Below are 13,706 nucleotides of genomic sequence, written 5' to 3' on the forward strand. Positions count from 1 at the left end.
GGGAATTGAATTTAATTAAAAGAGAAACAAAATATTTAAGTTATTAAATTTATAGATTATTTTACATTAAGTGATCAATTTTAATTTTTGGTGAGTAATTTGTTATTATTCATAAAGTAATAAAGGCGACTTTTGTAATTGATCAGCCTTTGATTTTAGAATATTAATTCAATTAATTAAGTTGTTTTTTTAGAAAATGGCTATAAGCATCCAGCCATTTTTGTAAGAATACTTTCGTTCTTTCCAGCAAATTACCTTGCTTGTCAATAATATTCTCATTCCATTGGATAAAAGCCTCTGGTTGATTTAGTGTTGGCATATCGAGAAAAGTTAACACATTTCTTAAATGTTGTTGTGATAGTGCACTTCCCATGGCGCCAGGTGAAGTACCGATAACGCCTGCTGGCTTTTGTGCCCACACGTTTTTTCCATAAGGTCGAGAACCTTGATCGAGGGCATTTTTTAATACGCCAGGAATAGAACGATTATATTCAGCAGTGACAAAAATAACGCCATCAGCATCGGCGATTTGTTGTTTAAAATCTTGCACCACTTTACTTGGCTGTTCATCATCATCTTGATTATAGAGTGGCAGTTTTCCTATTTCGACGAAAAAAAATTGGATTTGTGGATGAGCCAGTTTGATTAATTCGTTAGCCAGTTTTTTATTATATGATCCTTTTCGCAAGCTACCCACGATGATAACGACTTTGTATTCTCTCATATAGCACCTTTAACTTATTTAAGGTCAAGCCAGTAATAGATTTGGCAAAAATTAATTATGTGATTTAATCATATATACCAATGGATGATTTCTCTTAAAATAAGAATAATAATTAATTAGTGATATTACCAGCTAGGCGGGATGATTATTCCCGCTCAACCGTGTTTATCTAATCACTAAAACCGGAATTTTAGCGTAATTCACCACTGCGGCAGCGGTTGAACCTAGTAAATGGGTTTTAAAGTTAGGCCGGCGAGAGGCAATAACAATCAAATCAGCGTTAACTTCATCGGCAATTTCTAAAATAGCGTCTCTTGGTGGTTCTGCTTTAATTAAACAGTGTACTTTTTCTTCTGGTATAGCAAATTTCTTTGTCATACTTTGTAGGGTTTGTAGAGCTTGCTGCACAATTTCATCGTCATTGCGAATTGGCTGTTTAGAATAGACAATTTTGCTAGCAATGAAAAAAGAAGGCGCATAAATAGCAGAGATAAAATAGAAATCGGGATTATCCGTTTGACTTAGCGCGTTAATATGGGGAACAACTTTTTGCGTTAAGGTCTCTTCAGACAGATCGATCGGGACTAAAATAGTTTGGTACATATTGTCTCCTGTCTTGACATGATTTAACAAAATTTCAGACGTTATTATTTTATCATCAAATAAATGAAATGGCCTCAGTCATGACGATCAGCTAATAGCAGGTTATGTTATTTAATTTTTAATGGTAGTGAAAATGAAAATAATTATTGCCCCGGATTCATTTAAAGAAAGTCTGACGGCTAAGCAGGCGGCATGTGCGATCAAAGCTGGTTTTATGGCCGTTTTTCCAGCAGCCGAATATGTATGTTTTTCTATGGCTGATGGTGGGGAAGGCACAGTTGATGCATTTATTGCTGCAAAAGGGGGGCAACGTATTGAAGTGACCGTAGCAGGGCCTTTAAAAACTCCCGTAAAAGCTTATTATGGCTTACTAAATGATGGTGATACCGCCGTGATAGAAATGGCGGCAGCCAGTGGATTAATGCAAGTTCCTTTAGACCAGCGTAATCCGTTATTGACAACTAGTTTTGGTACCGGTCAATTAATACTTGCTGCGCTTGATTACGGCGTTAAAAAGATCATTTTAGCTGTTGGAGGAAGCGCTACGGTGGATGGTGGTATTGGTATGATGCAGGCGTTGGGCGCCCGCTTTTATCGTAAAGATGGTCACTTATTAGAACTTGTTGCTAAAGAAATGGTTGCACTGCAACGGATAGATTTATCAACTTTAGATAGCAGATTGCAACAGTGTCAAATTGAAATAGTCTGCGATGTTAATAATCCCTTAATTGGTGAACAAGGTGCGGCAAAAATATTTGCGCCTCAAAAAGGGGCTACCCGCGAAATGGTTAGCCATCTAGAACAGGGTTTAATTCATTACGCCGATATTATTCAATCCATGACTGGCACTGATTATCGGTATCTGCCAGGATCTGGCGCTGGTGGTGGAATTTCTATCGCGGCATTGGCTTTTCTCAATGCAACATTGCGCTCTGGAATTGAAACAGTCTGTCAGGCGATGCAGTTTAAAGATGAATTAGCTACGACCGATTTAGTTATAGTCGGTTAAGGAAGTATGGATGGACAAACATTAGGTGGAAAAGCGCCAATTGGTATTGCTAAGCTTGCGGCTAAAAGTGGTATTCCCGTTATCGCCATAGTGGGTATCCAAGGAAAAAACATTGCAGCTGTTTACCAGCAAGGGATCAATGCTGTATTTAGTATTTTACCCTGCCTGTTATCACAGCAAGCAGCTTTAGCGCAAGGAGAGCTAAATCTACAGCATTGTGCATATAATGTTGCAAAAGTTTTACAAACCGGGATAATACTAGCCAAAAATTAATAGTTTTAGCTTTGAAATTAAAACTTATTTTTCGCTCATTTTTAGCAAATTTAATTAAATTAGCGTTTGATAGATAAAATGCTGACTTATTGGCTATTGAGTAAATGATTGGATTGTACTTGTTAATCTATTCTTAACAAAGCCCTTATTCATATAGCTAAATAAAATAGTACTTAATTAGGCTAGCTTTAATAGTGGAAAATATATTTTAAATGCTTCGCAAAGCCATTTCTTTGTTATAAAAAAGTAATAATCTAATTTAATATTAATAATTTTGAGTTTTGCTACTTGTTTAATATATATCATTATTTTAGTGCTTGAAATTTAAATACAGTTTTATTTCGCTAATAAACATTATTTACTGATTGTTAAAAGTTTTATTAGCAAAATATAAAGGAGAAGCGTTGATGATAGGACTGGTGAAAATTTCCAGTCATATTAGGTGGTTTACATTCCTCAGTTGGACATTAATTTATTTTATTTCGGCTGTTATTTCTAAGGAAGTACAAGTACCGTATGATGAATCGCTAGTTGTGGTATGGTTTCCTGCTGGTGTGAGTATTGTGGCGTTTTTAATATCACCAGTCCGTGCTTGGCCGGCTTTTTTGCTTTTATTTAGTTTGGTCAATTGGTATCTGGAGCCATTCGATATTGTCTCTTCTGCGATGAGCATGATTAGTGCAGTTAGTTTACTTATTTCTCCATTATTAATTGCTTCTATTGTAAGATATTTAGCACAATATCAATCGCCATTAAATACCATTATAACTTGGATTATAATTTCAGCAGTAGTATGTGCTATCGATAATTGGTTGAGTGTCCTGTTGTTGGGATCTCTTGATGAGAAGATCAATTTAGATGATTTTCTTACCAGTTGGCTGGCCGATATGTCAGGTATCTATTTTGCCGTCGCTATGTTATTAGGTTTAGTACAACCACAATCATTAAAGCGACTTAACAGTATTAAAAAAATATTATTAACATTATGTTGGTTAATATTGCTGGCAATCAGTAGCTGGTTAATTTTTTCTGATCAGATCACAGGGCTGAAAGGTTATATTAATTATCATTATGGTTCAGCATTAAATATTATATTGGCTTGCATACCCATTATTTTTATTATTCTTTTGATCCTGTTTTTGCAAGATTTTGGTCGAGGAATTGGATTATTAGTGTTGGGAACCATTGTTATTTTCTATTGTGAACAGGGCTATGGACCTTTCTTTTTGCCTGGTTTATTAAGAGAAGAGCCTCTATTACTTGCTCAAACTTACCTGTCCGTTATTGCCATTTTTATGTTGCTACTTTCATTGCTTGCTGCATCTCAATTAGAAAGAACGATAAAACAAGCATCAAAATCCCTTATTCGTTACCAACTATTTATTTACGAAAACAAAATAAAATTTGATCCACAAATTAAATTAATCACATCGTTACCGGTGAAAAGTGATGTTCACCATATATTACAAGCGATTGAAATTTCAGCCCATGAAATGTTAAAAGAGCATTGGTCATTAGTAAGCTCTTATCATGGTATTCCGGTTAGTTTTCAGTTAAAGGGGTTAGATGGGGCATGGCTCAATGTGCGTGATCGAATATTAATTACTATTGCTGATAAAACCAATCCAATGCTATTAGGTGAATGGGAAATTCTTTCAAAATCAAAGGTTGATTTATAACGGATTGTCTATGTTGCAAATTGCTTGTTTACTGATAGGTAAAAAATTTATGCACCAGCAGGCGATTTGGTTGCTAATTGGTGGGTTATTATGGGCTTTATTGGGCTTAGTGATATTTTGTGATGAAGTAGCACAAACGCGTTATATTCCGGTGGTCTGGATAAGTATATTCACATTAATAGAGAGTTTAATTACCTTAAGTGTTGCCAATAGTGGCATTGGCAGCCAAAAATTTATTCTTTTTCTCAAAGGTGGATTATTTTTTCTGGTATCTGTTTCTCTTTTAATTGATGATAATTATAGCCATTTGATTTTATCAATAGTGTTAGGCTTTAATTATTTATTGCTTGCTATATTTAGCATTGTGTCTGCTTTAGTGGTTCGGCATCGTCTATGGAAACGTACTATTTGGTTAGGTGGATGTTATTTATTCTTTGCTATGGTGATCTTATTTCCTTATCCGCTTAGTTATCAATCGACATTTCCAATCGTTTTGGCTGTGTTATTAATGCATAGTGGAATATCTGCCATCCGTTTCGCCAGTAAATTACGGGTTATTCGACATGGCCAAACGATATTTACTTTAATGGCTGATAGCGCATTATCACAAAGAGAATTTGAACAGCAAGAAATTAACATAGATGTAGTTATGCCATTGACGCCAGAGCAGCAAACGAATATCAATCTGTCTCATACTTCACCGCTCACGGTGCATATTTGGACGCCAGAAGGCTCGGCTGATTTACCGCCCAGACCTCGCCCCGTAATTAATCGTTACATTGCCGCTGTTGATGGTAATGGTGTTATTTCTACTGGTCACGCGGCATTGGAGATCAGACATCAGATTTATATTAGCTTATATCCAATCGATGATATTGATCGTTCTCCTTCCGAATTTTTAAATAAATTAAAAGCTACCGCAGAAAATAATGTTGCTGGTGAATTTCAGCCTGATTATGACACTGAAGTTTCACAGTGGTGTCGCTCCGATTTTCAGATCCATTTTTATCATTATAACGCGGTTACTTTGGCAATTTTTTGGCAAAAGTATCGGCAAAGAGCGCTTTATAATTTAACTTACCGCAATTGCTCTAGTAGTGTGGCTTATGCGCTAGAAGCTGCGTTAGAGGGGGTACTGGCTGATAAAAGCAACAATTTTTTAACGCTGGTGAAATTATTGTTGGCGCCAGAATTATGGGTTGCATCGCAAATTCGCCAGCGAGCGATATCCATGGCGTGGACGCCGGGATTAGTTATGGATTATTCTCGCGCCTTGAATGCATTAGTACATCCTACACCATATTGCTGGTATCAACGTTTTTTACGTATTTTTCATTCTAGTTGAGGGAAATAGCCAGTCAAATAAATTATCATGAGCAATTTGGTTCACTTTAACTTATTGTTTTAATAAGCCAATAGTATAAATTGAGTTTTTTATAAATCACTAGTTATTGGTTATAATTTATGCAAATTATTAATGAAAATAGTAAGCCCACTTTATCATTTTTTGTGTTAATTGATGGCATGCAATAAATAGAAGTATTAGATTTATTTTCGACCACTACCTATTTAGGCTTAAGTTTAATTTAATATATTAAGATTAATGTTGTCATTTTTCTGATGATATTGCTTTTAATTTTGTGTTGCTGCGTTTATCATTCTGTCTTTATTCAATTTATTGGCGCAACTGGTTTTGGCTATTGCTGGGAGTCTTCCTGATTAGCTAATACAGTCTTTTTCCTGTTGCGGTTCTATCTGCATTACTATAAGGGATAGAGTGATATTTTAAATGACTGAGACAACCTCTCTTACACCATTAATCGAATTAAAATCCTTAACTAAAGGTTTCGATGGCAAAAATATTATTTCACAGTTTAATCTTACGATTAATGATGGTCAATTTCTTACTATATTAGGTCCCTCAGGATGTGGTAAAACGACTATTTTGCGGTTAATTGCTGGATTAGAGCACGTTGATAATGGGCATATTTTCCTTGAAGGTCAGGATATTACGGATATTCCGGCTGAACAGCGTCATGTAAACACTGTCTTTCAAAGTTATGCCTTATTCCCCCATATGTCGGTATTTGATAATGTTGCGTTTGGTTTACGTATGCAGAAAAAATCTTTTCAAGAGATAAAACCGAGAGTGGAAGAAGTGCTACGTATGGTGCAGTTAGAAGATTTCGCCAAGAGATATCCACATCAGTTATCGGGTGGACAGCAGCAAAGAGTGGCAATTGCCCGTGCAGTTATCAATAAACCTAAAGTTCTTTTATTAGATGAGTCCTTATCGGCGCTGGATTATAATTTGCGTAAAAAGATGCAAAGTGAATTAAAATCCTTACAACGTCAGTTAGGGATCACTTTTATTTATGTCACTCACGATCAAGAAGAAGCGTTAGCCATGTCTGATCGTATCTTAGTTATGCGAGATGGGCATATTGAACAAGATGCATCGCCCCGTGAAATATACGAAGAACCAAAGAATTTATTCGTTGCACGGTTTATCGGCGAAATTAATATTTTTGATGCGATTGCTTTACATCGTATCGATGAACAGCGTATTAGAGCCAATGTTGAAGGCTATGAGTGTGATATTTACACCAAGCTTGCTGTATCAGAAGGTCAGCCATTAAAAGTTTTATTGCGGCCAGAGGATTTACGCGTTAAAGAGATAGACGACGAACAACAGCCAACCGGACTAATTGGACATGTACGTGAACGCAACTATAAAGGTATGATGCTTGATACTGAAGTAGAAATGAGCAATGGTAAGCGGGTGATGGTGAGTGAATTTTTCAATGAAGATGATCCGGATGTAGACCACTCGTTGGCACAAAAAATTGCCGTGACATGGGTAGAAAGTTGGGAGGTCGTCCTTCTCGATGAAGAATAATCGTAAATTTTTTCAAAATGTTATCGTTATTGGGTTGGTTTCATGGTTGCTATTGTTTGCCTTCTTACCAAATTTAATGATCATTATTACCAGTTTTTTGACCCGTGATGATGCAAATTTAGTCGACATGGTTTTTACTCTCGATAATTATACCCGGCTATTTGATCCCTTATACGTGGAGGTGATGTTCCACTCACTAAATATGGCAATTATTGCCACATTATGTTGTTTAGTCATTGGCTATCCATTTGCATTTCTTCTGACGCGATTATCGCCAAAATTACAGCCATTAATGTTATTTTTATTGATTGTACCATTTTGGACTAATTCACTTATTCGTATTTATGGGTTGAAGATTTTTTTGAGTACCCGCGGCTATTTAAATGACTTTTTGCTCTGGATTGGGTTGATAGATAAACCTATTCGTATCATGTATACGCAAGAAGCCGTCATTTTGGGATTGGTTTATATTTTGTTACCATTTATGGTGATGCCGCTTTATTCAAGTATTGAAAAATTGGATAAATCCTGTCTTGAAGCTGCACGGGATCTTGGCGCTAACAAATTTCAGACTTTTTTACGCATTATAGTGCCGTTAACTATGCCAGGTATAATAGCGGGATGCTTATTAGTGCTATTACCTGCAATGGGATTGTTTTATGTAGCGGATTTGATGGGCGGGGCAAAGAATTTATTAATTGGTAACGTTATCAAGAGCCAATTTCTTAATTTGCGCGATTGGCCTTTTGGCGCAGCCACTAGTATTGTATTAACTATTGCGATGGGTCTACTACTCTATGTTTATTATCGTGCTGCAAATTTGCTGAATAAAAAGATGGATTTGGCATGATTGGACGTTTTTTACGAAGTGGTTTTCTCACCATCATTTATGCCTATTTATATATACCAATTATTATTTTGATTGTTAATTCATTTAATGCCTCACTCTTTGGTAATGTGTGGCAAGGATTGACTATAAAATGGTATGACATGTTGTGGAATAATGATAGTTTATTACAAGCCGCAGGTCATTCAATAACGATAGCAATGATTTCAGCTAGTTGCACTACTTTGATTGGTTCATTAGCAGCGGTAGCTCTATTTCGCTACCAATTCAGAGGAAAATCATTTGTTAGTGGTATGTTATTTGTTGTCATGATGTCTCCTGATATTGTAATGGCAATTTCATTACTATTAGTCTTTATGTTGTTAGGAATTTCTTTAGGTTTTTGGTCTTTACTCTTCTCTCATATTACATTTTGTTTACCTTTTGTCGTTATTACTGTTTATGCGCGGCTAAAGGATTTTGATGTGAAAATGTTAGAAGCTGCGCGAGACTTAGGCGCTGGTGAATTAACTATTTTACGGCAAATTATTTTACCACTAGCATTGCCAGCTGTAATTTCGGGTTGGTTATTGAGTTTTACCCTTTCAATGGATGATGTGGTTGTATCTTCTTTTGTTACTGGACCAGCATATGAAATATTGCCTTTGAAAATTTATTCGATGGTAAAAATAGGAATTTCACCAGAAGTTAATGCACTAGCGACAGTTTTATTACTATTTTCATTAATACTTGTACTGCTGAGTCAATGGATGTTAAAAATAAAATCGGTAAAAAATATCAATTAAGCTAGTGCAAGAATTAAATGCGGTGGATCGCAAGTATTGGCATATTATCAGTATGCTAATTAGTTGTATTTTGGTTAGCTATTATTTTTTATTTTATTAAAAATCCGAAATAGTTTTTTCTAGTAAAATTCATCACTAAATGGCATTTATAAGCTTTACCAATTACAGGTGCCCATATAATAACTTTTTTACCTAGACAAAAAAGTCTATTGGGTTTTCACTCACTATTGTTTTATGAAGGAAACACTATATGAAAAAGTGCTCCTCATGGCTTGCAGCAGGGATCATAGCCGCGAGTATTGGCTCAGCTGTAGCAGCTGATGATAAGGTAGTCTATTTTTATAATTGGTCAGAATATGTTCCTCCCGGGCTACTTAATCAGTTTACTAAAGAAACGGGTATCAAGGTCATTTATTCTACTTATGAATCTAATGAAAGTATGTACACCAAACTCAAAACTTATACTGAAGGTGCTTATGATTTAGTGGTACCTTCAACCTATTTTGTGGCGAAAATGAGTAAGGAAGGCATGCTACAAAAAATTGATAAAAGTAAATTGAGTCAATTTAAAAACCTTGATCCAAATCTATTACATAAATCATTTGATCCTGAAAATGATTATTCAATTCCTTATATTTGGGGAGCGACAGGAATTGGTATTAATAGTGAGGTTATCGATCCTAAAACCATTACCTCTTGGGCAGATTTATGGAGACCCGAATATAAAAATGGACTGTTATTAACTGATGATGCACGGGAAGTGTTTCAAATGGCGCTACTTAAGCTGGGTCATTCAGGTAATACAACCGATCCGACATTGATTAAAACAGCCTATGAAGAGTTAAAAAAATTAATGCCAAATGTCATGGCATTTAATTCTGATAATCCGGCTAATCCTTTTATACAAGATGAAGTCGATGTCGGCATGCTATGGAATGGTTCTGCCTATGTAGTGCGCCAATCAGGAGCCCCAATACAATTTATTTGGCCGAAAGAAGGGGGCATTTTTTGGATGGATAGTTTAGCGATCCCAGCCAATGCGAAAAATGTTGAAGGGGCGCTTAAGTTAATTAATTTTTTGCTGCGACCTGATATTGCGGCTCAAGTAGCGCAACAAATTGGTTATCCAACGCCCAATTTAGCCGCCAAGCAATTATTACCAGCAGAACTTGTGGCAGATAAAACCCTCTATCCTGATGAAGAAACCTTAAAAAAAGGAGAATGGCAGAATGATGTGGGCAATGCTAATATTTTGTATGAAAGTTATTTTCAACGATTAAAAGCAGGTCGTTAAATTTCATTAGACTATTTTTATCTTGAACAAAATTATTACAAGAAGCACCATCATAACATTATGGTGCTATATTATTTACTGCTAGCTATTAAATCAAAAATCATAATCATATTTAATAGTTTTGTTAAAAAATTAATTAAGTTATTCTAAATTAATAAATTTAGAGCTTTAAAGTCAGAGATATATTTACTAATTAAAGATGGTGTAATAGCTGGTATTGTATTTCCCACAGCAGAAGAGAATTTATTAGGCAGAAGCCAAAAATTGCTAGTTATTTTTCTGGCTGCTTTAATTTTCTAATAACAGGTAACATAGAATACTGTTTTAAATTATTAGGTAATTTTTGCATAGCTAATTTAAATTGTTGATACCATTCTTCATAATCATCTATTTTCTTAATATTAATCCCTGAATTAATTAACCAATCAATAATCGTGTCAAGAGACACTTTATCATTTTGTGGATTAACCATATTGAAAGTAAGTTGCTGATTGTCATTATTTTTTGATAATTTGATTATTGATGAAACAACAAAATCAACCGCTAATCCATTATAATGAGGGGAGAGATTACTATTTGATTGATAAAAAGATTTTGGCGCAATTTTAGTATTAACGATACTTAATAATAATCGAGTAAATACATCAATAATATTAAGCTCAGTAGCATATTGGCGATGTGCCAGTATCATACTAGGGCGAAAAATGGTAACGGGTAATTTAAAACGGTTATATGCCTCATGGAGCAAAATTTCACTCGCCCATTTACTAATAGCATAGCCATTCGCGTATTGATTATAAATTTCTTGGTAAGGTATTGCATCACATATATTATCATCTTCGTTTAATGGTTTATTATTATCGGAAGGTATCGCAACGATAACGCTGGAAATGAAAACGAAATGTTTCAATTGATTGACTAGCGCTAATTTAATTAATTCTGCTGTACCTAGCACATTTGTTTCAAACAAATGTTGATATGGCAGTACATGATTAACTAAAGCGCCAGCGTGAAAAATATGATCAATAGTCTGTGATAAATAATGCCATGTTTTTTCATCAACTCCTAGCTGTGGCTTAGTTAAATCACCCGCGAATACTGTTAGATGTTTATCGGCAAGTTGTTTAAATTTAAACATTAACTCGCGATTGTGGGGACTAAAAGTATTAATTAAACGTTGCCTGGCACTATCATTATCTTTTTCGCGTATTACACAAATTAATTTACCATCAGTTTTATTTAATTCTTCGAGTAGCGCTAAACAAAGAAATTTTCCCAGATAGCCATTGGCTCCAGTCAATAATATGTTATGAAAGCTCGATAAGGATCGCGAAGAATTTTTTATTGGTTGGAAAATTTCCGGATCGATAAACTTATCTAAAGCTAATTGATTGGCATAAATTTTCTTCTTATCTATTCCGTGGATAGTAGCGAAACTTGGACGTGAATTTATTAGATGTTGATTTGATTTTATATAATCAGCAATATCATCTAGTGTACAAGTTGGATTGGCAATCTTATCGACAGGGATCATGACATCCCAAATTTTTTCTATTTCTAATGAAAATTGTAATGCAGATAAAGAGTCGCCACCAAGTTGGCGAAATGTTACTGCTGAATGAATAACCATATCAGGAGAGCCTACTAGATATTGAGTCAGTTTTATTAAGGTTTCTAATATATTACTTTTATTAATATGTTGTGAAAAATTAGAGTAATTATTATTGTAAATTTCTTGATATAATTTATTTAAATCATCAATATAATGAGCTTTAATTTTTTGCCTTAATGGTTTTCCTAGTTCGGATAATAAGTTATTTTTCTGACTGAAAGGTTCTGTATCGATTAAGAAATCTCGTGGCACTTCATAGGATTTTAAACCGGCGTCTTTAGCAATTTTTTCGAGTGATTGGTGAATTAATCGTTTTATTTCGCTCTGTTGTTTATTATACCGATATAATAATTCTGGTGTAGGAATAATAACAGCTAATAAATAAGACCACTCACTATTGCCATAAATAAAAATATCTTTTATTAAAGGGCTATCTTTATACAAAGTCTCAAGCATTGTTGTAGTTATAAACTCACCTTGAGAAAGCTTAATAACGTTTTTTCTTCTTTCTAAAAAGACTAAATGATCTTTTGCTGTCTCTTTGACGATATCTCCAGTTTTATAATAACCTTGTTCATCAAAAAGTTGGCTATTTAATTTAGGATATTTGTAATAACCGGGAATAATGGTAGATGTTTTAAGTAATAACTCACCTCGTGGATAAGGTTTATCGGTTGAATAATAACCTAGTTCAGGAACATCGAGAAGTTTATAATCCTCAACCGGTGGTTTTAATACCTTATTATTGTTACAGATAGCTAATGTTTCTGTACTACCATATTGATTATATAATTTTATTTCAAATAGTGATTCAATGAAATCAGCTAACTTCTTAGCAAGAGATCCTGAACTAAAGCTTATATGTGTTATTCTACCGCCAAAAATATTGATACGTATCTCTCTTTTAAGCTTGCTATCAAGCAGTGGTTCATTGGTGGTTTTTTTTCTAGCTTCTAATTCACTTTGATATTGTTGAAATATCATTTCAGCTACCCTGGGTACTAATAAAAGTTCAGTAGGTTTTGCTAAGGCAATATCTTCGAATAACGTGGATAAGTTACTTTTAGCGACCAGATAACAAGTACCACCTCTAGCTAACTGATTGTTAAGTAGTTGGCTTGCCAAACCATGACTTATCGGTAGATACAGAATAGTCGTATTTTCTTTATTCGTATTATTAGCAAATAGGTTAGCGTCCCACATATTTGCTACCAATTTTTCTGTATAAATAGCGCCTTTGGGTGCACCAGTACTACCTGAGGTATAAATTATCATTGATATTGAGGATGTATCATCACTATTTTCGGGATAAGGTACTTTCGGTAACTGGCTACCAAAACGGATAATATTGGCTAATACTTCGATTTTGATAGTTAATTGACTTTGTAATTGTTCTAGTTTTTCTGCATTGTCATGGGAAGGGTCATAATCGAAAACAATGATTCGTTTTATTGAGTTATTATTTTTGGCTAACTCTACTGCCATAGGTAAGTATTCTATGCTGGCTGCGATTATTTGTTGTTCTATTTTTTGTAAAATAAGTGTTAATTCTTTTTTTGATAAATTAGTTTGTAGAGGAACTAGAATTGCATTAATTTGAACACAAGCGAGATTAATAGCAATATAGTCACTATGAATAAAGGATAGGATAGTTACTTTATCACCGGCTTTTAGTGGGTATTGGTCATTGTGATACCATTCATTAGCAATACTTTCAGCTCTATTCCATAATTGTTTATAAGTCATTGTTTGATATTTTGCTGCTAATTGGCAAACAATGCGCTTGGATTTAGTATCTTTTATATAATGCTTAACGCGTTCGCCAATAGCAGGGCGATTATGATATTTTTTTATAATATTTTCAATAATATAAACTAAACGCATAACACCTCCTTGTTATTTTTTTGCTCAAAATAAAAGTATATTAATTATACAAGTAGGCTTAACGTATGTTCAGTGATATTAAGTGAGTTGCAAATCA

The 13,706-nt window shown here is 34.5% G+C and carries 9 protein-coding genes and 1 pseudogene; 7 read left to right on the forward strand and 3 right to left on the reverse strand.

All coding sequences use genetic code 11. From position 1 onward, the window contains the following. Positions 1-172 precede the first annotated feature (172 nt). Positions 173-724, reverse strand: a complete 552-nt coding sequence (locus LDL57_RS04660; protein ID WP_225507159.1) for an NADPH-dependent FMN reductase — start codon at positions 722-724, stop codon at positions 173-175. Positions 725-889: 165 nt separating this feature from the next. After that, positions 890-1,327, reverse strand: coding sequence for a universal stress protein (locus tag LDL57_RS04665; protein WP_180558641.1), 438 nt, complete (start codon positions 1,325-1,327; stop codon positions 890-892). A 133-nt stretch (positions 1,328-1,460) separates the two neighbouring features. On the opposite strand from LDL57_RS04665, the pseudogene LDL57_RS04670 reads away from it, so the two are divergent. From LDL57_RS04670 to potD, 7 genes and pseudogenes are all read left to right on the forward strand, one after another. Then, a pseudogene (locus LDL57_RS04670) lies at positions 1,461-2,609 on the forward strand (glycerate kinase). Positions 2,610-3,016: 407 nt separating this feature from the next. Next, positions 3,017-4,288 (forward strand): MASE1 domain-containing protein, encoded by a 1,272-nt coding sequence (locus LDL57_RS04675; RefSeq protein ID WP_225507161.1) that lies wholly within the window; start codon positions 3,017-3,019, stop codon positions 4,286-4,288. 10 nt (positions 4,289-4,298) lie between these two features. Then, a complete protein-coding gene (locus tag LDL57_RS04680; RefSeq protein ID WP_225507163.1) occupies positions 4,299-5,633 on the forward strand; it encodes an MFS transporter in 1,335 nt (444 codons plus the stop codon). A gap of 444 nt (positions 5,634-6,077) precedes the next feature. After that, positions 6,078-7,187 (forward strand): spermidine/putrescine ABC transporter ATP-binding protein PotA, encoded by a 1,110-nt coding sequence (gene potA, locus LDL57_RS04685; protein ID WP_180558639.1) that lies wholly within the window; start codon positions 6,078-6,080, stop codon positions 7,185-7,187. Further along, a complete protein-coding gene (gene potB / locus LDL57_RS04690) occupies positions 7,177-8,037 on the forward strand; it encodes a spermidine/putrescine ABC transporter permease PotB (RefSeq protein WP_180558638.1) in 861 nt (286 codons plus the stop codon). The genes potA and potB overlap by 11 nt, the downstream gene beginning before the upstream one ends. After that, entirely contained in the window at positions 8,034-8,819 is a 786-nt protein-coding gene (potC, locus tag LDL57_RS04695; RefSeq protein ID WP_180558637.1) for a spermidine/putrescine ABC transporter permease PotC, read from the forward strand. Before potB ends, potC begins: the two co-directional genes overlap by 4 nt. Before the next feature lie 250 nt (positions 8,820-9,069). Beyond that, entirely contained in the window at positions 9,070-10,113 is a 1,044-nt protein-coding gene (gene potD / locus LDL57_RS04700; protein ID WP_180558636.1) for a spermidine/putrescine ABC transporter substrate-binding protein PotD, read from the forward strand. Positions 10,114-10,384: 271 nt separating this feature from the next. Here the strand turns inward: potD and LDL57_RS04705 are convergent, their stop codons facing one another. Continuing rightward, entirely contained in the window at positions 10,385-13,609 is a 3,225-nt protein-coding gene (locus LDL57_RS04705) for a thioester reductase domain-containing protein (RefSeq protein WP_180558635.1), read from the reverse strand. Between the last annotated feature and the right edge of the window lie 97 nt (positions 13,610-13,706).

It is taken from the genome of Arsenophonus apicola, assembly GCF_020268605.1.
Taxonomy (GTDB): domain Bacteria; phylum Pseudomonadota; class Gammaproteobacteria; order Enterobacterales; family Enterobacteriaceae; genus Arsenophonus; species Arsenophonus apicola.

What these genes read in the sequence shown, in the direction of transcription:
- potC (WP_180558637.1), top strand. Translation starts at nt 8,034, where the DNA reads ATGATTGGACGTTTTTTACGAAGTGGTTTTCTCACCATCATTTATGCC.
- LDL57_RS04705 (WP_180558635.1), bottom strand. Translation starts at nt 13,609, where the DNA reads ATGCGTTTAGTTTATATTATTGAAAATATTATAAAAAAATATCATAAT.
- LDL57_RS04665 (WP_180558641.1), bottom strand. Translation starts at nt 1,327, where the DNA reads ATGTACCAAACTATTTTAGTCCCGATCGATCTGTCTGAAGAGACCTTA.
- potB (WP_180558638.1), top strand. Translation starts at nt 7,177, where the DNA reads ATGAAGAATAATCGTAAATTTTTTCAAAATGTTATCGTTATTGGGTTG.
- LDL57_RS04660 (WP_225507159.1), bottom strand. Translation starts at nt 724, where the DNA reads ATGAGAGAATACAAAGTCGTTATCATCGTGGGTAGCTTGCGAAAAGGA.
- LDL57_RS04680 (WP_225507163.1), top strand. Translation starts at nt 4,299, where the DNA reads ATGTTGCAAATTGCTTGTTTACTGATAGGTAAAAAATTTATGCACCAG.
- potA (WP_180558639.1), top strand. Translation starts at nt 6,078, where the DNA reads ATGACTGAGACAACCTCTCTTACACCATTAATCGAATTAAAATCCTTA.
- potD (WP_180558636.1), top strand. Translation starts at nt 9,070, where the DNA reads ATGAAAAAGTGCTCCTCATGGCTTGCAGCAGGGATCATAGCCGCGAGT.
- LDL57_RS04675 (WP_225507161.1), top strand. Translation starts at nt 3,017, where the DNA reads ATGATAGGACTGGTGAAAATTTCCAGTCATATTAGGTGGTTTACATTC.